The following is a 26,567-nucleotide window of genomic DNA, read 5'->3' as shown; positions in this document are numbered from 1 at the left end:
GTGCTAGCCGTGCTCCTGGCGAGCCGGCGCCGTCGCATGGGCCTTCTTGATGGCAGCATCGGCCTCGATCAACGCGGCCTTGGGCCCGCGCGGATCGGCCCAGATGAACTCGCCGGCCAGCACGAAATCAGCGCCGCTGGCGGCGAAGTCGTAAGCCTCTTCCAGCGAGGTGGCAAAGCCGACGCAAGGCGGCTCGAACAGCTCGGCCCACCAGTCCAGCCGCTCGGCGATCGCCTGTGACGACGGACGCTGCCCCTTGGCGTCAGGCTCGCCGAACAGCACGTAATCGGCGCCTATTTCGCCCGCGCTCATGGAATCGTGGCGCGTGGCAAGCCCGCCGACGCCGGCGATGCGATCCGGTTTGAGCGAGGGCGCCGCCTCTTCCAGCGCGGCAAGGCCGGTAAGGTGCGCACCATCGGCGCCGCCCCGCGCGACCAGCTCGGCATGACCGTCGACCAGCAACGCGGCCCCTGCCTTCTGCACCGGCGGCGCCAAGGCCTTGATGCGCGAGATCATGGTGCGCTGGTCGGTCTCCTTCAGCCGCAGCAGCACGGCGGCGACATCGGCAGAGGCGAGCAGGGCAGGCAGCTCGGCGACGAGCGATGCCGGATTGTCGACAACAGGCGTCGCGAGATAGAGACGCGGCGCCGGGCGCGGCGGAGGCGGCTTGTTCGACAAGGTCTAGGCTGCCTTCTGTTCCAGGCTGCTTTGCCATTCGCCCTTGGACGCAAGGCCGTTCATCCGCGCGCGGTGGCTGAAGGCACGCTGTCCGGCCGCGACGTTCTCCGCCTTGCCGGACCAGGCCTTCTGCGGCGCGGCCTGGAGCGCGCGGCCGTAGGAGAAAGTCAGGCTCCAGGGCAGCGGGCCAAGCTTGTGCATGGCGTTGAGATGCGCGGTCGCCTCCTCGTCGGACTGGCCGCCGGAGAGGAAGGCGATGCCCGGCACCGCCGCCGGCACGCAGGCCTTCAGCAGCCGCACTGTCTTCTCCGCGACTTCCTCGACGGAAGCCTGTTTCGCGCACTTCTTGCCTGAGATCGCCATGTTCGGTTTCAGCACCATGCCCTCGAGCGCGACGCGTTGCACGCGCAACTCCTGAAATGTCGTGTTGAGCACGCGTTGCGTCACCTCATAGCACTGATCGATGTCGTGATCGCCATCCATCAGCACCTCCGGCTCGACGATCGGCACGATCTGCGCGGCCTGGCACAGCGCGGCATAGCGCGCCAGCGCATGGGCGTTGACACTGATCGCGGTCATCGAGGGAATGGCGCTGCCGATGTCGATCACCGCGCGCCATTTGGCAAAGCGCGCGCCGCGCTCGTAATATTTCTGCAGGCGCTCGGCGAGCTTATCGAGGCCGACGGTAACGAGTTCGCCCGGGCACATCGGCAAGGCTTGCGTACCTTCGTCGACCTTGATGCCGGGGATGGCGCCGGTCTCCTCGATCAGCCTGATCAGCGGCGTGCCATCCTTCGCGTCCTGCCAGATCGTCTCGTCATAGAGGATCACGCCGGAGATGTACTGGCTCATGGCCTCCTTCGAGCGGAACAGCATCTCGCGATAGTCGCGGCGGTTGGTTTCCGTGGATTCCACGCCGATTGCGTCAAAACGCTTCTTGATGGTGCCGGAGGATTCGTCGGCGGCAAGGATGCCCTTGCCGGGCGCGACCATGGCGGTCGCAATCCTGTTGAGCTCAGTCAGATTCATCGAGAGGTCCTCCCAAAACGATTCTGCCCTTGCCCGTGAAAATAGACCGTTCTCGGGCAATTGCCGAGTTAACGTTCGTCGCAGGGTGAAGGGCCTTCTGTCATTCCGGGATGGCCGAAAGGCGCAGGCCCGGAATCCATAACCCCCGGCTGTGGTTATGGATTCCGGGCCCACGCTTCGCGTGTCCCGGAATGACGGGAGGTATGCCTAAGGGCGTTACGCCAGCGCGATCGCTATGCGACGCGGGGATCGAGCTCGCCCTTGGCGTAGCGCTTGGCCATCTCGGCGGTGGTCAGCACCTTCTTGATCTTCGAGGCCTGGCCGGCGGTATTGAACTCCTGGAGGCGCTGCTTGCACAGCTTGGTCATCGCCTCCATTGCCGGCTTCAGGTACTTGCGCGGATCGAACTCCTCCGGATTGTCCTTGAGCACTTTCCGGATCTGGCCGGTCATCGCCATGCGGTTGTCAGTGTCGATGTTGATCTTGCGCACGCCGTTCTTGATGCCGCGCTGGATCTCGGCCACCGGCACGCCCCAGGTCGGCTTCATCTTGCCGCCATAGGCGTTGATGATGTCCTGGAGGTCCTGCGGCACCGATGAGGAGCCGTGCATCACGAGATGCGTATTCGGCAGCTTGCGGTGGATCTCCTCGATCACGTTCATGGCGAGGATGTCGCCGTCCGGCTTGCGGGTGAACTTGTAGGCGCCGTGGGAGGTGCCCATCGCGATCGCGAGCGCGTCGACCTTGGTCTCCTTCACGAACTTCACGGCCTCGTCGGGATTGGTCAGGAGCTGGTCGTGGCTGAGCTTGCCTTCGGCGCCGTGGCCGTCCTCCTTGTCGCCCATGCCTGTCTCGAGCGAGCCGAGCACGCCGAGTTCGCCTTCGACCGAGATGCCGCCGAGATGGGCCATGTCGGTCACGGTCTTGGTGACGCCGACATTGTAGGCCCAGTCGCCGGGGGTCTTGCCGTCGGCCTTGAGCGAGCCGTCCATCATCACCGAGGTGAAGCCGGCCTGGATCGCGGTCATGCAGGTCGCCGGCTCGTTGCCGTGGTCGAGATGCACGCAGACCGGAATGTGCGGATAGATCTCGGTCACCGCGTCCATCATGTGCTTGAGCATGACGTCGTTGGCGTAGGAGCGCGCGCCGCGCGAGGCCTGGATGATGACAGGCGCGTCGACCTGGTTGGCCGCGTCCATGATCGCCAGCGCCTGCTCCATGTTGTTGATGTTGAAGGCCGGTACGCCGTAATCGTTTTCCGCCGCATGGTCGAGCAGTTGACGTAACGTGATCCGAGCCATCTGTCTTTTTCTCCGGTTTGGGCCTGCAAGGCCACTCAATGTTTGCCGACTTAAAGCTTACTTGATGCGCAGCACCTCGACGCCGGGCAGGGGCTTGCCTTCCATCCATTCAAGGAACGCGCCACCGGCGGTCGAGACATAGGTGAAACTGCCGGCGACGCCGGCCTGGTTGAGCGCGGCAACGGTGTCGCCGCCGCCCGCGATCGAGATCAGCTTCTTCGCCTTGGTGCGTTCGGCGGCGTGCCTGGCGGCCGCGACCGTGCCGCGGTCGAACGGCTGCATCTCGAAGGCGCCGAGCGGTCCGTTCCAGACCAGCGTCGCCGCATCGTCGATCGCGGCGTGAACGCGCACGATGGATTGCGGGCCGACGTCGAGGATCATGCCGTCGGCAGGGATCGCATCAAGCCCATAGGCATGCGACGGCGCGTTGGCGGCGAAATGGTAAGCCACGGTGGCGTCCACGGGGAGAATGATGGCGCAATTGGCGGCTTCCGCCTTCTCCATGATGCGCAGCGCAGTGGCGGCGAGATCCTTCTCGGCCAGCGACTTGCCGACCGCGACGCCCTGGGCGTGCAGGAAGGTGTTGGCCATGCCGCCGCCAATCACGAGCGCATCGACCTTGGTGACGAGGTTTTCGAGCAGGTCGATTTTGGTCGAAACTTTCGCGCCGCCGATGATCGCGATGACCGGCTTGGTCGGCGAGCCCAGCGCCTTCTCTAGCGCGTCGAGCTCGGCCTGCATGGTGCGGCCGGCATAGGCCGGCAGCTTGTGGCCGAGGCCTTCGGTCGAGGCGTGGGCGCGGTGCGCCGCCGAGAACGCGTCATTGACCCAGATGTCGCCGAGCTTTGCCAGTTCCGCGACGAAGGCGGAATCGTTCTTTTCCTCTTCTTTGTGGAAGCGGGTGTTTTCCAGGCAGAGAATGTCGCCGTCCTTCAAGCTGGCGACGGCCTTGGCCGCCGGCTCGCCGATGCAGTCGTCGGCGAAGGCAACGGGCTTCTTCACGACCTTGGACAGGGCTTCGGCAACCGGCTTGAGCGATTCCTTGGGATCGCGGCCCTTCGGCCGGCCGAAATGCGCGAGCAGGATGACCTTGCCGCCTTTGTCGGAGATCTCGCTGATGGTCGGGGCGACGCGCTCGAGCCGCGTTGCGTCGCTGACGCGCCCATTCTCCATGGGTACGTTCAGATCGACGCGCAGCAATACGCGTTTGCCCTTCACGTCGACGTCGTCGAGGGTGCGGAATGATTTCGTCATTGGAGGCCCCTTGTCCCGGGCGCTACTAGCGGCGCGTAGTGCCGCTGTGCAGAACCGGGACCGCACGTTGCGGCGAGTCCCGCGGTTGAATGGGTCCCGGATCTGCGAAGCAGCATTTCACGCTGCATCGCGTCCGGGACGAGAGCGGCCTTAGATCACCTTCGCGATCGCGACGGCGGTGTCCGCCATACGGTTCGAGAAGCCCCACTCGTTGTCGTACCAGGACATCACGCGCACCAGCGTGCCGTTCTGCACCTTGGTCTGGTCCTCGTGGAAGGTCGAGGAGTGCGGGTCATGATTGAAGTCGATCGAGACGTTCGGCGCGGTGGTGTAGCCGAGGATGCCCTTGAGCTGCTGCTCGGAGGCGCGCTTCATCGCCGCGTTGACCTCCTTGGCGTCGGTGGCGCGCTTGGCGACGATCTTGAGGTCGACGACCGAGACGTTCGGGGTCGGCACGCGGATCGCGACGCCGTCGAGCTTGCCCTTCAGCTCGGGCAGCACGAGGCCGATCGCCTTGGCGGCGCCGGTCGAGGTTGGGATCATCGACATCGCGGCGGCGCGGCCGCGGTAGAGATCCTTGTGCAGCGTGTCCAGCGTCGGTTGGTCGCCGGTATAGGCGTGGATCGTGGTCATGAAGCCGGTCTCGATGCCGACGAGATCGTTCAGCACCTTGGCGACCGGCGCGAGGCAGTTCGTGGTGCAGGAGCCGTTGGAGACGACCAGATGATCCCTGGTCAGCGTGTCGTGGTTGACGCCGTAGACGATGGTGGCATCGGCGCCGTCGGCGGGCGCGGAGACCAGCACGCGCTTGGCGCCGGCGGTCAGATGCGCAGACGCCTTGTCCTTCGAGGTGAAGATGCCGGTGCACTCCAGCGCAACATCGACGCCGAGATCTTTCCAGGGCAGCTTCGAGGGATCGCGCTCGGCGGTCACCTTGATCTTGCCATTGCCCAGGTTGATCGAGTCACCGTCGACGGTGACCGTGCCGGGGAAACGGCCATGGACGCTATCGAAACGGAGCAGATGGGCGTTGGTCTCGACCGGGCCGAGGTCGTTGATGCCGACCACCTCGATGTCCTTGCGGCCTGACTCCGCGATAGCCCGCAGGACGTTGCGGCCAATGCGGCCAAAACCGTTAATTCCGACGCGGACTGCCATGTTTCGTCTCCTTCAATGACCGTTGTCATCCCGCACAACGCGCTTTCGTGCGCCTGCGAGGGTTTTTTAGGGGCGGGCGCCCGGTTCGGCCGGGCGGTGCTTGATCATATGGGAGATTAGGTAGTCCTTTTTTGCGGCAAGCTCAACTCTCAGGAAACGCGCTTCAGCACAGCGTTAACCGCGGCCTCGGCGGTGATGCCGAAATGCTTGTAGAGCTCCTTGACAGGACCGCTTTCGCCGAAGGAATGCATGCCGATGAATTCGCCGTCCTGGCCGATCACGGCGTCCCAGCCCCAGCGCACGGCGGCCTCGATCGCAATCTTGACCGGCGCGTTCCCGATGATCGCGGCGCGTTTGGCCTCTGGTTGCGCTAACAACAGCTCGAGCGAAGGAACAGAGACCACCCGTGACGCGATGCCGCGTTTGGCGAGCTGCTTCTGGGCGGCGACCGCGATCTCCACCTCTGAGCCGGAGGCGAACAGCGTCACCTTGGCTTCGCCCTGAGCTGCGACCAGCTCATAGGCGCCGGCCGCGCAGGGATTGTCGTTCGGTGCGCTGGTACGGAGCTGCGGCAGGTTCTGGCGCGTCAGCGCCAGCACGGTCGGGCCGTCGACGCGGTTGAGCGCGAGCTCCCAGCACTCGGCGACCTCGATCGAATCGCAAGGACGGAACACGCGCATGTTGGGAATGGCGCGTAATGCGGCGAGATGCTCGACCGGTTGATGAGTCGGACCGTCTTCGCCGAGGCCGATTGAATCGTGCGTCATCACATAGACGACGCCGGCGCCCATCAGCGCGGCAAGGCGCATCGCGGGACGTGCGTAGTCGGTGAACACCAGGAAGGTCGCGCCGTTCGGCGCGAAGCCGCCGTGCAGGAAGATGCCGTTCATCGCGGCGGCCATGCCGTGCTCGCGAATGCCGTAATGGATGAAGCGGCCCTTCGGCGTCTTGGCGGAGAAGGCGGTCGCCGACTTGGCCTTGTTGTTGTTGGAGCCGGTGAGGTCGGCGGAGCCCGCCAGGAATTCCATCGGCATCGCGGCCGCGATCGCCTCGATCGCCGCCTCCGACGATTTGCGGGTCGCCGCCGTCAGCGGCTTTTCCAACAGCTCCTTCTTGTGCGCCCGCAGCGCCTTTGCCAGCGAGGCCGGGCGCTCATGGCGCAGGCGGCGCTCGAACTCGGCGCGCTTTCGGCTGCCGAGCTCACCGAGCCGTGCTTCCCATTCCTGGCGCGCTGCTGCGCCGCGACGGCCGGCGTCACGCCACGCCTTCAGCACGTCCTCGGCGACCGCGAATGGCTCGAGCGAGATGCCGAGATTTTCCTTGGCGGCCTTGAGCTCGTCGGCGCCGAGCGCCTCGCCATGCACTTTCGACGTGCCGGCCTTGTGCGGCGCGCCGAAGCCAATGGTGGTGCGGCAGGCGATCAGCGTCGGCCTGTTCGATTTCTTGGCGCGCGTGATCGCGTCGGTGATCGCGGCCTGGTTCTGGCCGTCGATCTTCTCGGCCGCCCAGCCTGCCGACTTGAAGCGCTTCACCTGGTCGACGGAATCGGAGAGCGTGGTCGGGCCGTCGATGGAGATGCCGTTGTCGTCGTAGAGCACGATCAGCTTGTTCAGCTTCCAGTGCCCGGCCATCGCGATCGCTTCCTGCGACACGCCCTCCATCAGGTCGCCGTCGGAGGCGAGCACGTAAGTGTGGTGGTCGACGATCTTCTTACCGAACTCGGCTGCCAGCATCTTCTCGGCGAGCGCCATGCCGACCGCGGTGGAGATGCCCTGGCCGAGCGGGCCGGTGGTGGTCTCGATACCCCTGGTGCGGAAATTCTCGGGGTGTCCTGGGGTGAGCGAATCGACCTGGCGGAACTGCTTGATCTGGTCCAGCGTCATCTCGGAATTGCCGGTTAGGTACAGCAGCGAATAGAGCAGCATCGAGCCGTGACCGGCCGAGAGCACGAAGCGGTCGCGATCCGGCCAGGCCGGCGCGGAGGCGTCGAATTTCAGGAACTGGGTGAACAGCACGGTGGCGATGTCGGCAGCGCCCATCGGCAGGCCCGGATGGCCCGATTTGGCCTTCTCGACGGCGTCCATCGAGAGGCCGCGGATCGCGTTGGCCATACGGGTGTGATCGACCTGCGTCATGTCTGAAATCCGTCTGAAATGAAGCGCTTGGAGGCGATGTACGCCCGCGCGGGAAGGAGCCTGGCGGCCACTGAAGGTCCGGGCTGGGATAGCACCTCGGTTCCGGGAGTCCAAGGCAATCAAACGCCGGTTTGGCCGCAAAAGTTGCCTGTGTGGAAATCGGTTTTCCGCCCGGATCGGGCCCAGGAGAACTGACGGATCAGCACGACCTTCTCCCGATCTATCGGTGCATAGTTTCGCGGCGGCGTTGCGCTTGGCTAGCTTGCCACGTAAATTTCTGCTTCTAACCGCTTGCCGAACCGAGTCTTTTGCCGGACGGCGAGCCCCAGTAACAAGGCCACTGGGCAAAGGCCGGTAGGTTCCGCCGCTGACTGCATGAACGATCGCGTATCCAACAGCTCTGCCATGACGGAATCATCCGCCGTCGAGATCGAGATCGCGACCCGCAGGCTCACGGCGGCGCTCGACGCACTCGAAAGCGCGGTGGAGCGGCGGCGCGATGCCGATCGCGACGAGAACGAGCTCGCGGCGCGAATCCAGGCGCTCGGCGCGGACCGCTCGCGGCTCGCCGACGAGCTCGATGGTGCGCTGGTGAAGGCGCGCAAGCTCGAGCGCACCAATCGCGAGATCTCCGACCGGCTGGATTCCGCGATCGTCACGATACGTTCGGTGCTCGATACCGGAGAGGACGGATGAGCCACATCAATGTCACCATCAATGGCCGGCAATACCGCATGGCTTGCGAGGAGGGCCAGGAGGTGCGGCTGCTGAAGCTCGCCGAAAGCCTGGAGACCCGCATCCAGTCCCTGCGCGGAAAGTTCGGCGAGATCGGCGATGCGCGCCTCACGGTGATGGCAGCGCTGACCGTGTGCGACGAGCTGGTCGACGCCGGCAACCGGATCCGCACCATGGAGCAGGAGCTGATCGAGCTCAGGGATTTCCGCAACGCCGCCGTCGAGCGCGCCCGGATGACGCAGACCGCGGTGGTGAATGCGCTGAACGCCGCCGCCGAACGCATCGAGAAGTCGACCCAGGTCCTGAACCGGACCGTCGGCAACGGCATCGCAATCGGTTAGAGCCGCGATAGATGAGACGCGCTGAGCTGTCGTTCTCGATGTGGCGGCGGGCTCAACCTCTCCCGCTTGCGGGAGAGGTCGCGCCGGAGGCGCGGGTGAGGGCTCTCACCTCTTGGGGAGTCTCGCCTGTGGAGACACCCTCTCCCCAACCCTCCCCCGCAAGCGGGGGAGGGAGCGCACTTCCGCCGTGGCTGCACCGAAGCTCCGCACTCTCGCCGGGCTGGCGGTTCGTCAATATCGTTGTTACATTGCGCAAGCGAGGCTGCGACGTGCGTCAGGAGCCATATATCCCCGGGGCCTTATCGATCCTTTAGGGAACTGTCCCTGGCCGGGCCCGTGGGCCCGGACATATGGTGCCCACCTACTTTCGTAGGGAACTCCGGGATCGAGTGCTTCAACGGCGTCCGCGGCTTCGCACTGTTTCTTCTGGTCGTGTTTGTCGAATTGCGTCCCCGACGCGCTTGCGGTTCAGTCATTCTCGGTATCATGCCCCGCGCAGGCCGGGCATCCAGTACGCCGCGGCGTTGAGGTTCAAGCACTGGCGTCTCTGGAATACTGGATCGCCCGCCTGCGCGGGCGATGACGGCGGAGCAAGACTTCGCCCTCGGGGGAAAACGCGCATGTCCAGCTCCAAAGCCGAACTCCGCGCCAAAGCGCTCAGCAAGCGCGACGCGCTGAGCGAGAAGAAGCGCACCAACGCCGCCGCGAAGCTCGCGGAGCGCGGACTGCCGTTCAAGCTGCTGCCCGGCAGCATTGTCTCCGGCTATTCGCCGATCCGCAGCGAGATCGATCCGATGCCGCTCATGCGAAAGCTCGCCGAGCAAGGCGCGAAGCTGGCGCTGCCTTGCGTCACCGCGCGCGGCCAGTCGTTGATCTTCCGTCTCTTTCATCCGAGCGACCGCCTCATGCTCGGCCCGCTCGGCATTCCCGAGCCGTCGCCGGCCGCCAGCGAAGTCATCCCCGACATCATGCTGACGCCGCTCGCCGCCTTCGACCGTCTTGGCCATCGCATCGGCTATGGTGCGGGGCATTACGATTTCACCTTCGCGCATTTGCGGAAAGCCAAGAATATCGTCGGGATCGGGCTTGCCTTTGCGGCGCAGGAGATCGAGGCGGTTCCTGCACTATCGCACGACGTCGCGCTGGATTATGTGCTAACGGAATCGGACGTGTTCGATTTCCGGAGTTCTGAAGTTGCGCATTCTCTTCGTGGGTGACGTCGTCGGCCGCGCCGGACGCACGGCGATTGCTGATCATCTGCCTGGCATGGTCAAGGACTGGTCGCTCGACTTGGTCGTCGTCAACGGCGAGAATGCCGCCGGCGGCTTCGGCATCACGGAAGCGATCTACCAGGAATTCCTCGATGCCGGCGCCGACGCGGTAACGCTCGGCAATCATTCCTGGGACCAGCGTGAAGCCTTGGTTTTCATCGAGCGCGCCGAGCGCCTGGTGCGGCCGGCGAACTATCCGCGCGGCACGCCGGGCCGCGGCGCTGCGCTGGTCGAGGCCAAGAACGGCAAGCATGCGCTCGTCGTCAACGCTTTGGGGCGCGTCTTCATGACCCCGTTCGACGATCCGTTCGCGGCGCTGGAGCGCGAGCTCGGCGCCTGCCCGCTCGGCGTCGCGGCCGATGCCATCATCGTCGACTTCCATTGCGAGGCGAGCAGCGAGAAGCAGGGCATCGGCTTCTTTTGTGACGGCCGCGCCAGCCTCGTCGTCGGCACGCATACGCATGTGCCGACCGCCGACCATCAGATCCTGTCAGGCGGCACCGCCTACATGACCGATGCCGGCATGACCGGGGATTACGATTCGATCATCGGCATGCAGAAGGAAGAGCCGCTGCGCCGGTTCACCTCGGGGATTCCGTCGGGCCGGTTCGAGCCCGCCGCTGGAATGGCGACGCTCAGCGGCGTAGCAGTGGAGACCGATGATGCAACGGGGCTCGCGCTGCGGATCTCGCCGGTGCGGCTAGGAGGCAGGCTGGAGCCGACGACGCCGAAGTTCTGGTTGAGCTAGGGCGTGTACACTTAAACTTGCGCTCCATTTCGTATTAGCCTGCTCTGCTCGTGATGGCGGCGCGTTGGCGCACCTCACCCTAGGTCCCCCGGTGGGACTTCAAGATCAAGTGACATCGCTACTTTGAGGTTGATCACGAACTCGAAGCTGGTGGGCTGCCAGATTGGCAGATCGCCCGGGAAATGGTTGAGGAGTTTGGCTCAGCCGCAGCGTGACTCCGCAGTGACCAGGCCTCAGCGCGTGGATCGTCGAGGAGCGTCTGCCAATATTCCGGCGGCAGATCGGCGTCCGTGAAATGGCGGCTACGCTTCGCCATCCGCCTTACGATTTCGATCACGGAGCCTGACAGGCGTGCTTCCCTAATGCAAATTTGTCCGCTCCTATTGACACGCCTCGCGAATGGGCAAATCCTTACAACGCAATTGCCATCGCCAATTTCAGCACTGCGAACTTCGGCGCCTCGGACTTTATCGGCGCTATCCGACTCAATTTTCTGAATAGAAACGGAGGGGCCGATGCGCGCGCTCGCCTTGAGAACCGTCTCTCTTCTTACCCTCACTATCCTGGGCTCGATCTCTGCCACGCCTGCCGCACGCGCGGAGGACGGGACCGACGAGCAGTTTGGCAAGGTTCACTTCCAGACGTCCTGCAACGAATTGGCGCAGCGCCGCTTTGACCGCGGGATGCGCTATCAGCACTCGTTCTGGTACCGGCCCGCGAAAGAGATTTTCGAGGAGACGTTGCAGGCCGATCCGGAATGCGCGATCGCCTATTGGGGCATTGCCCTCAGCCTGCTGTATAATCCGCATTTTCCCGCGCCGAAGGAAAACCTCACCGAGGGCCTCGCCGCGCTGCAGAAGGCCAAGGCACTCGGCGCCAAGAGCGAACGCGAACGCGACTATATCGATGCGCTGCTGGCCTTCTATTCGGGCGACGAAAAGACGACGTTTGGTCAACGCGCGCAGGCCTATCTCAAGGCAACCGAAGCCGTCGCCGCGCGCTATCCCGATGATGACGAGGCGCAGATCGCCTACGCCATTACGCTGAATGTGACGGCGTCACCAAACGACAAGACCTATGCTAACCAGCTCAAGGGCGCGGCCATCCTGGAGCCGATCTTCAAGCGGCAACCGCGGCATCCCGGCGTCGCGCATTACCTGATCCACCTCTACGACTATCCGGCGATCGCCGAGCAAGGTCTCGACGCTGCCAAGCGCTATTCCGAGATCGCGCCGGCGGCGCCGCACGCTTTGCATATGCCGTCGCACATCTTCACACGCGTCGGCTACTGGAACGAATCCATCGAGGCCAACAGCCGTTCCGCCAAGGCTGCCAAGGAGGGCAAGGACCCCAGCGAGCAGCTGCATGCCGACGACTATATGGTCTACGCCCTGCTCCAGCTTGCGCAGGACAGCCGAGCTCGCGACGTCATTGCGGACATGGTTGCGACCACGGGCTATGCGCCGGCCGTCCGCGCCGGTCCCTACGCGATAGCGGCCAGCCAGGCGCGCTATATGGTCGAGCGCGGCGATTGGCAGGGCGCCGCCGCGCTGAAGGTTGAGCCGAGCCGGTTTGGCTATGTCGATGCGATCACCCATTTCGCCCGCGCCCTTGGCGCCGCGCGCTCCGGCAATGCAGACGCAGCAACGGCGGACATCGCCAAGCTGGCGGAGCTGCGGGACAAGCTGCAGCAGGACAAGGATGCGTATTGGGCCGAGATCGTCGACATTCAGCGGCAGGTCGCCACAGCCTGGCAGCTCAATGCCCAGGGAAAACAGGCAGACGCGTTGGAGGCGATGCGCCTTGCCGCCGACGCCGAAGACAAGACCGAAAAATCCATCGTGACGCCGGGACCGCTTGCCCCGGCACGCGAGCTTTACGGGACCATGCTGCTCGAGCGCGGCATGGCGACGGACGCATTGGCCGCATTCGAAAGCACCATGCGCAAGGAGCCGAACCGCTTTGGTGCGACGATCGGCGCCGCTCACGCCGCCGAGAAAGCGGGCGACGCCGTGAAGGCGCGCCAGTACTACGGGAAAGTCGTGGACATGGCGCGCGATGGCGACACATCGCGGGAGGACCTCGCGGCTGCACGAAAGTTCTTGGCTCAGAATTAGCAAAAGTGCCGTGGCAGCTTCCATGCGCCTGACAGGCAAATTCATGGCGATCGGCGCAGCCGCAGCACTGCTCTGCGCAGTCGCTGCGCTCTGGACATTGCGATCCGGCGAACCGGCACGTGCTACAGCGGCACTCGGCGAGGTCCGCCCGGTGTGGTCAGAAACCGACTGGCCTTTCGGCGCAGATCCCTGGGGGAAAGGAAAGGCATTCCGCTGCAAGGCCGAGGATTGCGGCGGCGAGGTCCAGCTCTACGTTCGCGCCAAGCTCGGGTTTTGCAATTGCGCCACCGGCGTCGCCGACGATGACGACCTCGAAAAAATGGGCGACCTGGCGCTGATTGGCAAGGCAACGCCGATCGGTGCCGGTCGAGAGATCATCGTCGGTCCGATGCGCGGCCGCAGCCGGCCCTATCGCGTCGAGGGAAATCGCAACGCGCTCTCACTCGCCTTCAATCAGCGGTGCGACATGGTGGCCGCCACGGCTTTGGTTGGATCGGGCGCGCCCGCGTCACTGGAACCGGCGGTGCTGGCGTTCCTCAATAGCGACCGCATGTTGAAATGGGCCGAGATCGCGCTCGGCTTGTAACTCAGAGCAATTCGGCTTCCGCCTGACTGCAGGATCTTCTCCGCTTGCCCTGCGCAACGTTAGCATTAACGTCATGTGCGAGCGTGTCAGGGCTCTCCGCGCGAGACGAATGGGGTCGCAGCCGGCTACGCGGCCCGCTCCCACGAGGCAGCATAAGCGCAAATGCGCGATTTCGGAATAATCGCATTATGCCCCTGTTTTGCCCGACGCGTCAACCGCGTCGCGGCTTCTTCGGGCCTGCCCGCGTAAGCCTTTGATTTCGCTGGCCCCGGCTACTGTGCATGGGTTGTTTTTCAATTTTTGTTTTGAGGGCACCGGAGTGCCGTCGCGCAAGGCGCCTTGCGGGCCCTCAGCTCTGGCGAAAACCCATCCGGAAGGCGCCCCAGTGCTCGCCGCGGACCATGATCGGCGAGGACAGATCCTTCATCAGCACGAACTGCCCGCCGCCCATGTCGCGGCGGTAGGTCTGGAGCAGGAACGGTTTGGTGTTGGCCGCGACCTTCTTCACCGCGCGATCGGTGAACAGGCGGCGGTTGCGGCAATTGGCGTTATTCCAGACCGGGTCCTTGCCCTGCGGCAGACGGTAGTTCGGATTGTGGGTCGGCAGATAGCCGCCCCTCGCCCAGGCGACGCAGAACACGATACGGGGATCGGATTTCTGAATCGGATCCTGGATCGCGGGCAGGACGCGGTCGGTGAACTCGACGTAATTGGTGAGGAATTGTTTCGGATCGGTGCCGGGAATTTCGCGGTACTTCTCGTCCATGAGCTGGTCGAGCGTGATATCGCCGCGATCGACCGCGGCTTCGAACTCGGCGGAGATTCGCTTGGCGGTTTCGATGACCACGCGGATCAGCGGCGCGTCCGACGTCGCCACGCCGCTGTCGGCGATCAGCGCGATCAGGCCTTCCGAGGTGTCGAGCAGTTTTGCGATCCGTTGGTCGGCACTCCTGAGATCGCGCGAGGACAGATCGACGCCCTTGGCAAGCTCGTTGAGCTCGCCGATCACGGTGTCGCAATGCCCGAGGTTGGAGGTCGCAGCTCGCGTGACGCTGCCGATCTCCGCCTCCACTGAGGCGAAACCCTGCTGGACGCGCGAGATGATGCTGGAGATCTGCTGGGCGCCTTCGCCGGCAGTCTTGGCACGCTGCGAAGCGTCGCTGCTCTCGCCGATTAGGCCTTCGATCTGGCCGTCGAGATCGCGCACGGTGTCGGAGATCTGATGTGTGGCCTGGCGAGTGGCTTCGGCGAGGTTCTTCACCTCGCTCGCGACCACGGCGAAGCCGCGGCCGGCATTGCCGGCGCGCGCGGCTTCGATCGTTGCGTTCAGCGCGAGCAGATTGGTCTGCTTGGCGATCGCCTCGATCGAGCCGGAGACCTTTGCGACCTGGGCCAGCGCCGAGCCGACGGCGCTCAATCGCGCCTCGATCCGCTCCACCGCGGCGACGAGCTCGGAGATGTGGCTGACGGCGGTATCGACTGCGCTGCGCGACTGCGCGATCTCGTCGGCCGCGGCGGACGACGTCGTTTGCACTGCCTGAGATGCGTTGGCGATTTCGTGGTTGGCCGAGACCATCGTCTCGGCCGTCTTCTGGAGGTGGTGAAACCGTTCCGACTGGTTGGCGACGCGGCTTGCGACTTCCTGGACATTGCCGGCGATGTCGGCGAGTTCCACGCCGAGGCCGCCGATGCGATCGGCGAGTTGGTCGATGAGCCGTTCGGCCAGCGTCCGGTTGGAGCCGGTGTCCATGACTGCAAGTTGTACGGCGGACATGTGCGATGAGTCCTCAAGGAGAGCCGTTCGCCGGCTCACGGCGGCATTCCCATTCCAGCTTCAGCTTTAAAGGATGATTCGCGCCTGCCGTCTTGCCTGAGTGTGCACTACAATTTGTAGGCCGTCCTGAATCCGCCCCAGTGCCGGCCCTGCACCCGGATGGGGACGTCGATCTCCCGCATCATCACGGTGTTTCCGTTGCCCATGTCGCGCGCATAGCTCTGGACCAGGTACGAGCGCAGGTTGCGCGCGGCGGCGAGCCCCGCCGGATCGTTGAATATCCGCCGGTTGCGGCTGTTGGCAGTGTTCCAGGCCACCTCGCCCGGCCGCTGCGGATGCGAATAGATCTTGTTGTGCACCGGCAGGAAGCCGTTGCGATCAACCATGGCGCAGAACGCCATGCGCTGGTCCTTTGCCAGGAATGCCTCCTGGAACGGCGGTAGCGCGCGGTCGGCCCAGTCCAGATAACTTGTGCGATATTGCTGCGGATCGGTGCCCGCAATTTCTACATAGTCGGTGTCGAAAAGGTCGTCGATCTTGACCTCGCCGCGCGCGACCGCCTGCTCGAATATCTTCGTCAGGGCGTTGCCGGCTTCCATGGCACGGGTGACGAACTCCGTGTTCTCCTCATGGATCGACCACAGCCTGTCCTCGATCTTCTCGCGGAGCTCGGCATTGGGGCCGACGAATTGCGCGCGGGCGCCGGCTTTGGATTGCTCGACCACGCGCAGGCGGCAGGCGCCGACGTTCTCGAGGGTGCCTTCGACCAGCGCTTGCGGCGCAAGCCGGCCTGCGTCCGCGCCGCCGATCAGCACGCCGTCCATCGCGATCTCGTAGACTGGCATCACGCCGCGCGCGGTTTCGAACTTGAGATGGCAGGGCAAGCGCTCGGTCTTGCGGCGGTCATCGTGCTCGCTCTGGCGGAGCAGCACGGCGCAACGCGACTTCAGCTTTTGCGCGAAGGTAGTAACGGCGCGGCCGGCGCTGGCGACGTTCTCGCCATGGGTCTCGGCCGCTTTGGTGGCTGCATCGATCTCGGCCGCGCTCTCGCCGACCGAGACGATGAAGTCTGAGGCGCTGGCAGCGTTGCCGGAGACTTCGCTGGTGGTGGCGTTCTGCTCGGCGACGGCGCCGTTGACGGTCTCGAACACCGGGCGGATCGCCTCGATCGCCTGCGAGATGCGGTGCACGGCATCCGCAGAGCCGGCGGCGTCGCGCTGGAGTGCATCGATCTTTTTGGTGATCTCTTCGGTCGCGCCCTGGGTCTGCACTGCGAGCGCCTTCACTTCCGTCGCGACAACTGCAAAGCCTTTGCCGGCCGCGCCGGCGCGCGCGGCCTCGATGGTCGAGTTGAGCGCGAGCAGCGTCGTCTGCCGTGCGATCTGCGCGATCAGATTGACGACATTGCCGATGGCGGCGGAGGACTCGCGCAGGCGATCGACATTGGCGCGGGCTTCCTGCGCGGCGGCGCTGGCCTCGTCGGCGAGCTTGCCTGCCTCGCGAACCTGCGCTCCGATTCCCAGTGCGGACTGCGTGAACTTGTCGGCGGCATGGGCGAAGGTCGAGGCGGTCGATTGCGCCGCGTTGGTGCGGCCGGTCAGGGCGTCGGTGCGGTCGCGAATGGCGGCAAGGGTTGCCGCGGTCGCCTCGGCGCCGCCGGCCACCGAATTGGCGGCGCGCTCGAGCTGCCGGATCATCGCGCCGAGCTCGAGTTCCAGCAGTTCCAGGATCTCGCGGGCCGAGTCGCCATCGGCGGTCCCGGCGGGCTCGGAATGAGCCACCGGTTGCGCAGCCTGCGGGGCTGCCGCAGGCGCAGCCATGTCCGGCAGACGCTTCCGAAATAGTCCGAACGCCATCGGGTCTCTCTGGTCGGGGGACGGTCGGACGCTATTTTCGCAGGCTGAAATGAAGTCAGGGTTAACGATGCCTGAGACCTAGGCAGAGGCCATTACGGCGGCTACCTTTACAGTGCTACCTTAGAGCAGCAGATCCCTTTGATTCCGGTGGGTTGGCGGCCTATAAGGCCGCGCCTCCCACCCATCGGCGAACGATCCCAAGACCCTTCAAGAGACCACGCATGGCCGGACATTCCCAATTCAAGAACATCATGCACCGCAAGGGGCGGCAGGATGCCCAGAAGTCGAAGCTGTTCGGCAAGCTGGCGCGGGAAATCACCGTCGCGGCCAAGCTGGGTACACCCGACCCCGCCATGAACCCGCGCCTGCGCGCCGCCGTGATCGCCGCGCGCCAGGAGAACATGCCGAAGGACAATATCGAGCGCGCCATCAAGAAGGCGCTCGGCAGCGAGGGCGAGAATTATGACGAGATCCGCTACGAGGGCTACGGCCCCGGCGGCGTCGCCGTCATCGTCGAGGCGCTGACTGACAACCGCAACCGCGCCGCGTCCGATATCCGCTCCTTCTTCACCAAGTCCGGCGGCAATCTCGGCGAAACCGGCTCGGTCTCCTTCATGTTCGACCGTACCGGCATCATCGAATACGATCGCAGCGTCGCGTCTGACGATGCCGTGCTGGACGCGGCAATCGAGGCCGGCGCCGACGACGTGATCTCCGGCGAGGGCGGACACGAGATCTACGCCTCGACCGAAAGCTATCGCGACGTCGCCAAGGCGCTGGAAGCCAAGTTCGGTGAGCCGCGCAAGGCCGCGCTGATCTGGAAGCCGCAGAACACGGTGTCGGTCGACGACGAGACCGGCGAGAAGCTGCTCAAATTGATGGACATGCTGAATGAGCACGACGACGTCCAGAACGTCTACGCCAATTTCGAGGTGTCGGACGCGCTGATGGCGAAGATGGGCGGCTAGGCCCTCAACCCTCCGCTGTCGTCGCCCGGCTTGACCGGGCGACCCAGTATTCCAGAGACGTTCGAACAATACCGATAAGCCGCGGCATACTGGATACCCGCCTTCGCGGGTATGACACCGGAATGTGTGCTGAGCGGCGGTGCGCCCCGCGGTATCCCACTTCCCCTGTTACTTCCGTTCTGTTTCTGTTTCGCTTCGGGCGGCCAGCCGCTATCACTGGCCCATGACTGCGCTCCCGATTCGCGGCCCCGTTCGCATCATCGGCATCGACCCCGGCCTGCGCCGCACCGGCTGGGGCGTGATCGAGGCTGAGGGCAACCGTCTGATCTACGTCGCCTGCGGCTCGGTGGAACCGCCGGACGACTTGCCGTTGGCGAGCCGGCTGCTTGCGATCCATGAGGGGCTCGCGGCCGTTCTGTCCGATCACCGGCCGATGGAAGCCGCGGTCGAGCAGACCTTTGTCAACAAGGACGGCGTTGCGACACTGAAGCTCGGCCAGGCCCGCGGCGTTGCCATGCTGGCGCCCGCAATGTTCGGCATCGTTGTCGCCGAATATGCGCCGAACCAGGTCAAGAAGACGGTGGTCGGCGCCGGTCACGCCGACAAGCAACAGATCGCGATGATGCTCAAGATTTTGCTGCCCAAGGCCGAGCCGCCGTCGGCGGATGCCGCCGACGCGCTCGCCATCGCCATCACCCACGCTCATCACCGCCAGAGCACCGCGCTCAGGCTGAAGGTCGTGGGGATATGATCGGCAAGCTCAAGGGGCTGATCGATACTTACGGCGAGGATTTCGTCATCCTCGACGTCGGCGGCGTTGGCTATCAGGTGCATTGCTCGTCACGCACGTTGCAGCATCTGCCGTCGCCGGGCGAAGCGGCCGTGCTGTCGATCGAGACTTATGTCCGCGAGGACCAGATCAAACTGTTCGGCTTTCGCACTGACCAGGAGCGTGAATGGTTTCGCCTGCTCCAGACCGTGCAGGGCGTCGGCGCCAAGGTCGCGCTCGCCGTGCTCGGCACCTTGTCGCCGGCTGACCTCGCCAATGCCATCGCGCTCCGCGACAAGGCGGCGGTCGCGCGCACGCCCGGCGTCGGCCCCAAGGTCGCCGAGCGCATCGTCACCGAACTGAAGGACAAGGCGCCGGCCTTTGCCAATGTCGATCCGGCCGTGGTGCATCTCGCCGGCGCCGTCGACGACCAGCGCGCGCCGCGCCCCGTGGCGGATGCGATCTCCGCACTGGTCAATCTCGGCTACGGCCAACCGCAGGCCGCCGCGGCGATTGCGTCGGCTTCGCGTAGTGCGGGCGAGAATGCCGAGACCGCGCAGCTCATCCGCCTCGGCCTGAAGGAACTCGCGAAGTGAGCGATCCCAAGGCCAATCGCATGGTCTCGCCCGAGCGCCGCAGCGATGATGTCGGCGACACCGCGCTGCGCCCGCAATCGCTGTCCGACTTCGTCGGCCAGCAGCAGGCGCGCAAGAACCTCTCGATCTTCATCGAGGCGGCGCGCAAGCGCGGCGAGGCGCTGGATCACGTGCTGTTCGTGGGTCCCCCGGGTCTCGGCAAGACCACGCTGGCGCAGATCGTGGCGAAGGAGCTGGGCGTCGGCTTTCGTGCCACATCGGGGCCGGTGATCGCCAAGGCCGGCGATCTCGCCGCTCTCCTCACCAACCTCGAAGAGCGCGACGTGCTCTTCATCGACGAAATCCATCGCCTCAGTCCGGCGGTGGAAGAGGTGCTCTATCCCGCGATGGAGGACTTTCAGCTCGACCTCATCATCGGCGAGGGCCCGGCGGCGCGCTCGGTGAAGATCGAGCTGTCGAAATTCACCCTCGTCGGCGCTACCACGCGCGCTGGCCTGCTGACCAATCCGCTGCGCGACCGCTTCGGCATTCCGGTGCGGCTCAATTTCTACACCATTGAAGAACTGGAAAGCATCGTCAGCCGCGGCGCGCGCGTGCTCAATGTCGGCATGACCGCCGATGGCGCCAACGAGATCGCGCGCCGCGCCCGCGGCACACCGCGCATCGCGGGCCGTCTGCTCCGCCGGGTCCGCGACTTCGCCTCGGCGGCCGATGCCGACAAGATCGACCGCAAGATCGCCGACCACGCACTCAGCGCGCTCGAGGTCGATGCCGCAGGCCTCGATGCCATGGACCGCCGCTACCTCACGACCATCGCGCAGAACTATGGCGGCGGCCCGGTCGGCGTCGAGACCATGGCCGCCGCTTTGTCCGAGCCGCGCGATGCGATCGAGGACATCATCGAGCCCTATCTGATCCAGTGCGGCTATCTCCAGCGCACCCCGCGCGGCCGCCTGCTCACCTCGCACGCCTTCCGTCATCTCGGTCTCGCCGAGCCCTCGCGCGACGCGGCCCAGTTCGGCCTGTTCGGCTCGGACGAGAGCGACGACTGATTTGCGCAAGTGCAAAGTGCTCCAGTTCTCATGAATTTCCGGTAATCTTGTGCAGGTCCCTGCACGGAGATGCAGACGGTCTGCACGAGCGCACCCCAATTCCGCTCCAATCGGGTCGCATCGAGAACCAGCATCACCATCGAGCGTCCATGATCACTCGCCGTCATTTCATCCGTTCCATCGGCGCCCTGTCCGCCCTCGGCGCCTCGACCGCGGCCTACGGTGTCGGCGTCGAGCCGATGCTGCGGCTCCGCGTTACCCGCTATCATCCGACGCCGCGGCAATGGCCGACGGATCTTCCGCTGAAAATCGCCGTCATCGCCGACATCCATGCCTGCGATCCCTGGATGCCGCTGGAGCGGATCGAGGCCATCGTCGACCGCACCAACGCGCTGAATGCCGACCTCATCGTGCTGCTCGGCGACTATGTCGCCGGCCTGCACCAGGTCACCCGTACCATCCCGTCGAGCGAATGGGCCAGAGTGCTGGGCGGCCTCAGGGCGCCGCTCGGCGTTCACGCCGTCATGGGCAACCACGATTATTGGGACGACAAGACCGTGCAACGGGCCGGGTATGGCCCAACCATCGCGCATCGGGCGCTGGAAGCGGCCGGTATACCCGTCTACGAGAACGATGTCGTGCGTCTCACCAAGGACGGCCGCCCGTTCTGGCTTGCGGGTCTCGGCGATCAGCTCGCCTTCCTGCCGGCGCGACGCTTCCGCAGCATGGTGCACTTCGGTGCCGACGATCTCAACGCCACGCTCGCCAAGGTCACGGATGACGCGCCGATCATCCTGCTCGCGCATGAGCCTAACATCGCGCCGCGCGTCCCGGCGCGCGTCGCGCTGCAACTGTCCGGCCATACCCATGGCGGTCAGGTGCGCCTGCTTGGCTGGTCGCCGGCGGTCCCGCCGCAGCATGGCATACGGCTCGCCTATGGCCATGTCCGACTGAAATGCGACGTGATCATCTCCGGCGGCCTCGGTTGCAGCATCATGCCGCTCCGCGTCGGCGTGCCGCCTGAGATCGTCGAGGTGACGCTGGGTGGGACGAGGCGGCCGGTTGTATCCTAGCTCGGCTTGCGCGGCCGGCGGTTTTTGCGCAAAACGGGCTGGTTATCGACAAGCCAAGAGGCTCGCGACGTGACAGCTCATCTCGACGGCGAGATCCGCGACGGCCGCCACCACATGCAGGTCCGCGTCTATTACGAGGACACGGATTTCCCTGACTTGCCATTGTCGTAGTAGGCAAACGTGCTGATTTCTCGCTCCTTGCTACGGTTTTCAGGGAAAAGCTTCTTGCCGTAAAGCGCGGAGCTGTTCAGGTAGGGGGTATATTCGTAGGGCATCCGCTTGGGAACCGGATGCACTACTATGCATTCAATCAAGTTGCGGAACGCGACGCGAGTTTCGATCGCCTTCGGATTCGTCTTGAGCGCGGTGACCAGCCTTCTAACCTCCGAACGGTATCCGTCACTGAATTTCGAGTGATCGAAGCCGATGACATTTTCGCCGCCACCGCCCAGCAGCCGCAAGCGCTCTTCAACGCTTTCCCGCTCCACGTCGCACTCATCGATCCGCTTGAGCAACTCGTCCGGCTTCCGACGGCTATTTGCGATGGCATATGACAGGCGTTCGATCTCGGTAGTCAACACGCGGCGTCGACGCTCTAGCTTAGCGTGTTCGCTGCCCTTGTTCCGATCGTTTTTGCGCTCCTCCTTCCAGGCACACATCGCCTCTTCAATGGCTTTCGGCGAAAGCAATTTCAGTTGGATTTTGTCGGAGGCATCCTCGAGCAGAACGTCCATGTCGAAGCTGCGGGTGTGCTCGCAGGTGCCCCGCTGATGCGCGCTCGCGCATGCCGCGCGCGGTGCACCGTTACGCGAGGATTGAGCGATTCGCATGTGGCCATTGCAGACGCCGCACCGGAGCACACCGGCAAGCGGGTGCTCATTGTTGCGCGGGATCACGGCGCGACGCCGCGGCTTGCCAGTCGGTCCGAACATAGATACGGCGCGCGCGCTACGAACCTCCTGCGCTCGATTCCAGAGCACTTGCGGAACGATCCGTAGCTCCGGCTTTTTGACTATGATGTGGCGCTCTTCTGGATTGCGGCGCTTCTGTTTCTTCTGGGTCTCCGGGTTGAGAATTGTCGAGCGAACGTTCCAATGTATCTCGCCGATATATAGATCGTTGCCGATAATGCCGCGACCATGCCGACCGCCTGTGATGCACTGATGATTCCAGGTGGTACGACCAGCCTTGTTCTTGTGACGAGTTGCACCGGGTGAGGGCACGCCTTCGCGGGTGAGATCAGCGGCGATAGTTCGGGTCGAGCGGCCCGCTGCATATTCGGTGAAGATGCGGAGCACAATCTTTGCTTCGTTCTCATCGATCACGCGTTCGCCCGGCGCGCCCGGCCTCGGTCGATAACCATAGGCGTATGAGCCAGGAATTCTTCCGTTGGCAACAGCGTTGTCATGGCCGCGCCGAACCTTTTCGGCGAGCTGCGGCTTGTAAATCGTGTTGTAGAGACTTGCAATGCTGATGTCAGTGGCGGTCGCATAGACCCCTTTCTGATCCATCAGCTCGACGCCATTGAACTCGAAAACCTGCTTGAGACGCTGGATGGTTGCGGGATCACGCGACAAGCGGTCGAAATGTTCAACCACGACCACGTCAAAGTCCTGGTTTCGCACCCCGTTGAGCAAACGTTGATAGCCGTCCCTCGCACCTTCGGTAAGACCAGATTTTGCGGCATCCACAAACTCGCCGATGACATCGAGGTTGTTGCGCAATGCGACCTTCCGGCAGAGCAATAGCTGACCGTCAATCGAGGTCGCCTTTTGCATGTCGCTGGAATAACGGGCGTATAGTACGGCCGTTTTCTTCGATGACGCTGTCGTCATGCCGGTCCTCTATCGGCTGCCCCGAACCGTGATGTTCATCCCGTGCGAGCTGACGTCCGATAGCACGCGCCAACTCAAACCAGATTTCGTCATTGTCCGGATTATCCCAGCTCTGACGATGGGAGGGGGCAAGCGGTCGAATGGTCGCTCGTTGTCTTCGGAGAGATCGGATGCGGGCACGCATTTGCAAACTCGCAAGCAGAAGCTAGCGTAAATTTCTGCGCCGCGCTACAGCCAAGCCGCAGCGATTACTCGCAACGCTTCGCTCATGCTGACCTCGGCAGCGTCGAATGAAAATGAATTTCTTGAAGTGCCGCGGCGCGCGTGAGGGCATTCCTGGCGATGAGGCGCGTAGTCGAGAGCAGATGTGCTAAGCAAAGCGGAGTAAAAATACTTACGGGTGACGGCGGCGTAAGTCTGTTGCTGGGGCCGGTGCATAGCGGACCCGTTCTCGGTTCACGCGGCTTCTCGTGCAGATGTGTAGTGGCTGCCGCGGAGCGCCGGCTCGTCCATCAATAAAATTTGGCCGCTGGCGGCGAATTGTAGCGCACAGCCCAGACGCGGTGGTCCGCCCCCAAGGAGCCGTCGCTGATTGGGTCTTTCTTATTCCGCTGGTTCGATCACCCCCCTTGCGTCGAGCCTCCCAGAGCAAGCATTCGCGTCTGCGTGAGCTCCGTAATCGCGCGTCGAAAAGCACTGTCAGAGAAACGCATAGTTCTGATAGAGTGCTCCCGCTCCGATATCCAAGGAGTTCAAAATTGAACCCGCTGCCCAGGTCCGTCCGGCGTCTGGATCCTCATGGATTTCCTCCATGTCGGCTGGCGAGACACCGTCGGATGATGCCCAGTGGCGCCTCACCAGCGCTGGCGAGATACGCGAACCGCTGGCCTGTGGTGGGAGGTGCACGCCGCCGAGTCTGCCGTCTCGGCTAAGATCGGGTTGGGCAGATACGGTTCGCCGTTTTCCACGAGGAATCAGCCAGCCCGCAACGGGAACCTCGCTCCGTCCAGGCGTTAGCATAGCCGCCCCGGTGCGTCGGAGCGGTGTAAATTATGTTTCTTCCTATTTTTAATGAATGTTGTCGGGCTTATGCGTCCATGTTTTGCGGGAACGGAGACCGCGATGCCAAAGCATCAGACCTCGCTTGAAAAGATCGATCGGCGAGCGCGTGGCGGTGACGGTTGCGGCCGGCGACGTGCGCATCCGCCACGGCATGCGCGAGGTTGCGGTCCATAAGCAATCGGAAGGTCGCCGGCTGCGGATCATCGATTCCGCCCACCTCGACGGGGTTGCCGGTCGCACTGGCGCCTTCTGCCGACCGGCAATCGCGACACCGACAGTGCCGGCGCCTTCACTGCCCTCGTTGTTGCGTCCTCTTGCCGAATACGAAGCAGCGATCGGAGGGAGCTTCTGATGGCGCGTACAAAGAAAGCTACCGAAGCGCCAATCGATCGGCTCGAGGCCATGCTGGTGTTGCAGCTCTCCGGCATCCGCGACCAGCTCGACAACCTGCTCGAGGAGGCGGCGCGCGCGAACCTGTCGGCGCGTGAGACGCTGATCCTGCTGTGCGAGCGTGACATCGCGCGCAAGGATCATCACGTCTACGAGGATGAGCCCTACAAGTTCACGCTGCTCGAAGGCGTCAAACGTGTGCAGCTCGCCGAATCCGCACTCAAGAGCTGGAAGGAGCGGCGCTGGATCGACGTCGCCCCGATCAAGGCCTGAGGTCTATTGCACAAGTGTCGATGTCTGTTGAGCCGTCATTGCGAGCGAAGCGAAGCAATCCAGAATGCCTCCGCGGAGACAGTCTGGATTGCTTGGTCGCGGAGTTTAGGTCCGGCCGGCCGAAGGCCGGACCGGGTGGCTCCTCGCAATGACGGGGAGAGGTCCGAAATCATGAACAGGCCCGTCCAGCCGATGTCCTCATTGTCGCTCAAGCTGCCGAAAGCCGATCGTTCGACCGAGAATTCCCCGCAAAGCTCGAAGGTCCGCTCAACTGCATCGCGTTCTCGGCCGTGCACATTGTCGCCGATGCCTTTGCGACAACGATCCCTGGCTCTCGGTCGCGGTCGATTGGGACAAGACCATCGCGTTCCGCGAGCACGTCTGGGATCTCGGGCTTGGTGTCGCCGAGGCCATGGACAGCGCGCAGCGCGGCATGGGCCTGGACTGGCCGACCTCGCTGGAGCTGATCACGCGCTCGGTGTCTGCCGCGAAGCGGCGCAATGCGCTGGTGTTTTCGGGCGCCGGCACCGATCGTCTTGCCTGGAGGATGCCAAGACCATCGACGACGTGATCCGCGCCTATGAGGAGCAGATCTCCGCGGTCGAGAAGGTCGGCGGCCGCATCATTCTGATGGCATCGCGCGCTCGCAAAAACTCGGCCGGACGCCGACGACTACGCCAAGGTATATGACCTCGTGCTGCCGCAGGTTCGAGAGCGCGTGATCATCCACTGGCTCGGCGGCATGTTCGATCCCGCATTGACGGGATACTGGGCACAAGATCTCGACGAGGCGATGGACACCGCCGTTGCCATCATCAACGGCAACGCCGCCAAGGTCGATGGTGTCAAGGTCTCGCTGCTTGACAAGCAGCGCGAGATCGACATGCGACGGCGCCTCGACAGGCGCATCAAGATGTACACCGGCGACGACCTCAATATGCGGAGCTGATCGCCGGGATGAGCGGGGTTTCTCGCACGCGCTGCTCGGCATCTTCGACGCTATTGCACCGGCGGCGTCCTACGCGCTGTCGCGATTGGCCGCCGGCGACGAGGTCGGCACGACGTGCTCGGGCCGACGGTGCCGCTGTCGCGCCACATCTTCAAGGCGCCGACGCGCTTCTACAAGACCGGCGTCGTATTCATGGCCTATCTCAAGGGCCACCAGGACCATTTCACCACGGTCGGGGGCCAGGAGAGCGCGCGCTCAGGTTTGCCAATGTTCAGGTTTGCCAATGTTCAGATTGACAGCGCTAGCCTTGAGCGGAGCCCAGCCGGGACGGGACTTACATCATCAACCGGATTCGCGGCGATCTCGGCTTCCGGCCGATTTAGAACCCCAGGATACCTTTTGATAGTCTCAAAGGTTGCGTCGCACCAATTAGCTTGACTTTAGCGCGGGTGAGTGCTTGCTCACTCACATGAGCTCATTGCGTATGACGAGCGACCTGAGGCGTCAATTGATCCTCCGTGCCGCGAAACGTTGCTTTGCCCGACACGGCTATAACGGCACCACGACCAAGAGCGTGGCGGCCGCCGCTGCTATTTCCGAGGCGCTGCTGTTCAAGC

Annotated in this window: 22 protein-coding genes, 1 other RNA gene and 3 pseudogenes; 17 read left to right on the top strand and 9 right to left on the bottom strand. The window is 64.0% G+C overall.

Annotated features, from left to right (window positions below; genetic code table 11):
• Positions 1–3 precede the first annotated feature (3 nt).
• From IVA91_RS03820 to tkt, 6 genes are all read right to left on the bottom strand, one after another.
• The gene (locus IVA91_RS03820) at positions 4–678 is read right to left on the bottom strand and encodes a thiamine phosphate synthase (RefSeq protein WP_247278091.1); all 675 of its coding nucleotides are present in this window, start codon (positions 676–678) and stop codon (positions 4–6) included.
• A gap of 3 nt (positions 679–681) precedes the next feature.
• Complete coding sequence (locus IVA91_RS03815; RefSeq protein ID WP_247278092.1) at positions 682–1,707, bottom strand: class I fructose-bisphosphate aldolase; 1,026 nt, start codon at positions 1,705–1,707, stop codon at positions 682–684.
• 233 nt (positions 1,708–1,940) lie between these two features.
• Entirely contained in the window at positions 1,941–3,008 is a 1,068-nt protein-coding gene (gene fba, locus IVA91_RS03810; RefSeq protein WP_247278093.1) for a class II fructose-bisphosphate aldolase, read from the bottom strand.
• A gap of 57 nt (positions 3,009–3,065) precedes the next feature.
• The gene (locus IVA91_RS03805; RefSeq protein WP_247278094.1) at positions 3,066–4,262 is read right to left on the bottom strand and encodes a phosphoglycerate kinase; all 1,197 of its coding nucleotides are present in this window, start codon (positions 4,260–4,262) and stop codon (positions 3,066–3,068) included.
• A gap of 150 nt (positions 4,263–4,412) precedes the next feature.
• Positions 4,413–5,420: a type I glyceraldehyde-3-phosphate dehydrogenase gene (gene gap, locus IVA91_RS03800; protein ID WP_247278095.1), complete on the bottom strand. Its 1,008-nt coding sequence runs from the start codon at positions 5,418–5,420 to the stop codon at positions 4,413–4,415.
• Positions 5,421–5,569: 149 nt separating this feature from the next.
• On the bottom strand, positions 5,570–7,555 hold the full coding sequence (tkt, locus tag IVA91_RS03795; protein WP_247278096.1) for a transketolase: 1,986 nt from the start codon (positions 7,553–7,555) through the stop codon (positions 5,570–5,572).
• Between the two features lie 405 nt (positions 7,556–7,960).
• On the opposite strand from tkt, the gene IVA91_RS03790 reads away from it, so the two are divergent.
• The 7 genes from IVA91_RS03790 (at position 7,961) to IVA91_RS03760 (ending at position 13,353) form a co-directional block, all read left to right on the top strand.
• Positions 7,961–8,251: a DUF4164 domain-containing protein gene (locus IVA91_RS03790; RefSeq protein ID WP_008546526.1), complete on the top strand. Its 291-nt coding sequence runs from the start codon at positions 7,961–7,963 to the stop codon at positions 8,249–8,251.
• Positions 8,248–8,631: a cell division protein ZapA gene (locus tag IVA91_RS03785; protein WP_247278097.1), complete on the top strand. Its 384-nt coding sequence runs from the start codon at positions 8,248–8,250 to the stop codon at positions 8,629–8,631. Before IVA91_RS03790 ends, IVA91_RS03785 begins: the two co-directional genes overlap by 4 nt.
• Positions 8,632–8,887: 256 nt before the next feature.
• Positions 8,888–9,048, top strand: a non-coding RNA gene (gene ssrS / locus IVA91_RS03780) — 6S RNA.
• A 203-nt stretch (positions 9,049–9,251) separates the two neighbouring features.
• Positions 9,252–9,848 carry a 5-formyltetrahydrofolate cyclo-ligase gene (locus tag IVA91_RS03775; protein WP_247278098.1) on the top strand — a complete coding sequence of 199 codons (597 nt, stop codon included), beginning with the start codon at positions 9,252–9,254 and terminating at the stop codon, positions 9,846–9,848.
• Positions 9,826–10,650, top strand: a complete 825-nt coding sequence (locus tag IVA91_RS03770; RefSeq protein ID WP_247278099.1) for a TIGR00282 family metallophosphoesterase — start codon at positions 9,826–9,828, stop codon at positions 10,648–10,650. The genes IVA91_RS03775 and IVA91_RS03770 overlap by 23 nt, the downstream gene beginning before the upstream one ends.
• A gap of 515 nt (positions 10,651–11,165) precedes the next feature.
• Positions 11,166–12,767, top strand: coding sequence for a hypothetical protein (locus tag IVA91_RS03765; protein ID WP_247278100.1), 1,602 nt, complete (start codon positions 11,166–11,168; stop codon positions 12,765–12,767).
• A 22-nt stretch (positions 12,768–12,789) separates the two neighbouring features.
• Positions 12,790–13,353, top strand: a complete 564-nt coding sequence (locus IVA91_RS03760) for a hypothetical protein (protein ID WP_247278101.1) — start codon at positions 12,790–12,792, stop codon at positions 13,351–13,353.
• 349 nt (positions 13,354–13,702) lie between these two features.
• On the opposite strand, the gene IVA91_RS03755 is transcribed toward IVA91_RS03760, so the two are convergent.
• Both IVA91_RS03755 and IVA91_RS03750 read right to left on the bottom strand, forming a co-directional pair.
• Complete coding sequence (locus IVA91_RS03755) at positions 13,703–15,127, bottom strand: methyl-accepting chemotaxis protein (protein ID WP_247278102.1); 1,425 nt, start codon at positions 15,125–15,127, stop codon at positions 13,703–13,705.
• Between the two features lie 107 nt (positions 15,128–15,234).
• The gene (locus tag IVA91_RS03750) at positions 15,235–16,983 is read right to left on the bottom strand and encodes a methyl-accepting chemotaxis protein (protein WP_247278103.1); all 1,749 of its coding nucleotides are present in this window, start codon (positions 16,981–16,983) and stop codon (positions 15,235–15,237) included.
• Positions 16,984–17,204: 221 nt separating this feature from the next.
• On the opposite strand from IVA91_RS03750, the gene IVA91_RS03745 reads away from it, so the two are divergent.
• The 6 genes and pseudogenes from IVA91_RS03745 to IVA91_RS37065 all read left to right on the top strand — a co-directional run.
• The gene (locus tag IVA91_RS03745) at positions 17,205–17,951 is read left to right on the top strand and encodes a YebC/PmpR family DNA-binding transcriptional regulator (RefSeq protein WP_247278104.1); all 747 of its coding nucleotides are present in this window, start codon (positions 17,205–17,207) and stop codon (positions 17,949–17,951) included.
• Between the two features lie 223 nt (positions 17,952–18,174).
• Complete coding sequence (gene ruvC / locus IVA91_RS03740; RefSeq protein WP_247278105.1) at positions 18,175–18,702, top strand: crossover junction endodeoxyribonuclease RuvC; 528 nt, start codon at positions 18,175–18,177, stop codon at positions 18,700–18,702.
• A complete protein-coding gene (gene ruvA, locus IVA91_RS03735) occupies positions 18,699–19,316 on the top strand; it encodes a Holliday junction branch migration protein RuvA (protein ID WP_247278106.1) in 618 nt (205 codons plus the stop codon). The genes ruvC and ruvA overlap by 4 nt, the downstream gene beginning before the upstream one ends.
• A 20-nt stretch (positions 19,317–19,336) precedes the next feature.
• On the top strand, positions 19,337–20,368 hold the full coding sequence (gene ruvB, locus IVA91_RS03730; protein WP_247278114.1) for a Holliday junction branch migration DNA helicase RuvB: 1,032 nt from the start codon (positions 19,337–19,339) through the stop codon (positions 20,366–20,368).
• A gap of 149 nt (positions 20,369–20,517) precedes the next feature.
• Positions 20,518–21,441, top strand: a complete 924-nt coding sequence (locus tag IVA91_RS03725; RefSeq protein WP_247278107.1) for a metallophosphoesterase — start codon at positions 20,518–20,520, stop codon at positions 21,439–21,441.
• A 69-nt stretch (positions 21,442–21,510) separates the two neighbouring features.
• A pseudogene (locus IVA91_RS37065) lies at positions 21,511–21,591 on the top strand (acyl-CoA thioester hydrolase); the annotation flags it as partial.
• On the opposite strand, the gene IVA91_RS03715 reads toward IVA91_RS37065, so the two are convergent.
• The gene (locus tag IVA91_RS03715; protein WP_247278108.1) at positions 21,573–23,276 is read right to left on the bottom strand and encodes a recombinase family protein; all 1,704 of its coding nucleotides are present in this window, start codon (positions 23,274–23,276) and stop codon (positions 21,573–21,575) included. The pseudogene IVA91_RS37065 and the gene IVA91_RS03715 sit on opposite strands and share 19 nt — an antisense overlap.
• Before the next feature lie 1,144 nt (positions 23,277–24,420).
• Here IVA91_RS03715 and IVA91_RS03710 point away from each other — a divergent pair.
• The 4 genes and pseudogenes from IVA91_RS03710 to IVA91_RS03695 form a co-directional block, all read left to right on the top strand.
• The gene (locus tag IVA91_RS03710) at positions 24,421–24,690 is read left to right on the top strand and encodes a hypothetical protein (RefSeq protein WP_247278109.1); all 270 of its coding nucleotides are present in this window, start codon (positions 24,421–24,423) and stop codon (positions 24,688–24,690) included.
• 182 nt (positions 24,691–24,872) lie between these two features.
• A pseudogene (locus IVA91_RS03705) lies at positions 24,873–25,001 on the top strand (gfo/Idh/MocA family oxidoreductase); the annotation flags it as partial.
• A 226-nt stretch (positions 25,002–25,227) separates the two neighbouring features.
• Positions 25,228–26,388, top strand: a pseudogene (locus IVA91_RS03700) (DUF993 family protein).
• Positions 26,389–26,434: 46 nt separating this feature from the next.
• A partial coding sequence (locus IVA91_RS03695) for a TetR family transcriptional regulator (RefSeq protein ID WP_247458339.1) occupies positions 26,435–26,567 on the top strand: 133 nt, incomplete at its 3' end.

The sequence above is a fragment of the Bradyrhizobium sp. 153 genome (genome assembly GCF_023073835.1).
Taxonomy (GTDB): domain Bacteria; phylum Pseudomonadota; class Alphaproteobacteria; order Rhizobiales; family Xanthobacteraceae; genus Bradyrhizobium.
The sequence above is the reverse complement of the archived record's forward strand: the minus strand, read 5'-3'. Positions and strand labels throughout refer to the sequence as shown.

Bases quoted from the DNA above. Each gene is read 5' to 3' on its own strand.
- IVA91_RS03815 (WP_247278092.1), bottom strand. From the start codon at position 1,707: ATGAATCTGACTGAGCTCAACAGGATTGCGACCGCCATGGTCGCGCCC.
- fba (WP_247278093.1), bottom strand. From the start codon at position 3,008: ATGGCTCGGATCACGTTACGTCAACTGCTCGACCATGCGGCGGAAAAC.
- IVA91_RS03805 (WP_247278094.1), bottom strand. From the start codon at position 4,262: ATGACGAAATCATTCCGCACCCTCGACGACGTCGACGTGAAGGGCAAA.
- gap (WP_247278095.1), bottom strand. From the start codon at position 5,420: ATGGCAGTCCGCGTCGGAATTAACGGTTTTGGCCGCATTGGCCGCAAC.
- tkt (WP_247278096.1), bottom strand. From the start codon at position 7,555: ATGACGCAGGTCGATCACACCCGTATGGCCAACGCGATCCGCGGCCTC.
- IVA91_RS03790 (WP_008546526.1), top strand. From the start codon at position 7,961: ATGACGGAATCATCCGCCGTCGAGATCGAGATCGCGACCCGCAGGCTC.
- IVA91_RS03785 (WP_247278097.1), top strand. From the start codon at position 8,248: ATGAGCCACATCAATGTCACCATCAATGGCCGGCAATACCGCATGGCT.
- IVA91_RS03775 (WP_247278098.1), top strand. From the start codon at position 9,252: ATGTCCAGCTCCAAAGCCGAACTCCGCGCCAAAGCGCTCAGCAAGCGC.
- IVA91_RS03765 (WP_247278100.1), top strand. From the start codon at position 11,166: ATGCGCGCGCTCGCCTTGAGAACCGTCTCTCTTCTTACCCTCACTATC.
- IVA91_RS03760 (WP_247278101.1), top strand. From the start codon at position 12,790: ATGCGCCTGACAGGCAAATTCATGGCGATCGGCGCAGCCGCAGCACTG.
- IVA91_RS03755 (WP_247278102.1), bottom strand. From the start codon at position 15,127: ATGTCCGCCGTACAACTTGCAGTCATGGACACCGGCTCCAACCGGACG.
- IVA91_RS03750 (WP_247278103.1), bottom strand. From the start codon at position 16,983: ATGGCGTTCGGACTATTTCGGAAGCGTCTGCCGGACATGGCTGCGCCT.
- IVA91_RS03745 (WP_247278104.1), top strand. From the start codon at position 17,205: ATGGCCGGACATTCCCAATTCAAGAACATCATGCACCGCAAGGGGCGG.
- ruvC (WP_247278105.1), top strand. From the start codon at position 18,175: ATGACTGCGCTCCCGATTCGCGGCCCCGTTCGCATCATCGGCATCGAC.
- ruvA (WP_247278106.1), top strand. From the start codon at position 18,699: ATGATCGGCAAGCTCAAGGGGCTGATCGATACTTACGGCGAGGATTTC.
- ruvB (WP_247278114.1), top strand. From the start codon at position 19,337: ATGGTCTCGCCCGAGCGCCGCAGCGATGATGTCGGCGACACCGCGCTG.
- IVA91_RS03725 (WP_247278107.1), top strand. From the start codon at position 20,518: ATGATCACTCGCCGTCATTTCATCCGTTCCATCGGCGCCCTGTCCGCC.
- IVA91_RS03715 (WP_247278108.1), bottom strand. From the start codon at position 23,276: ATGACGACAGCGTCATCGAAGAAAACGGCCGTACTATACGCCCGTTAT.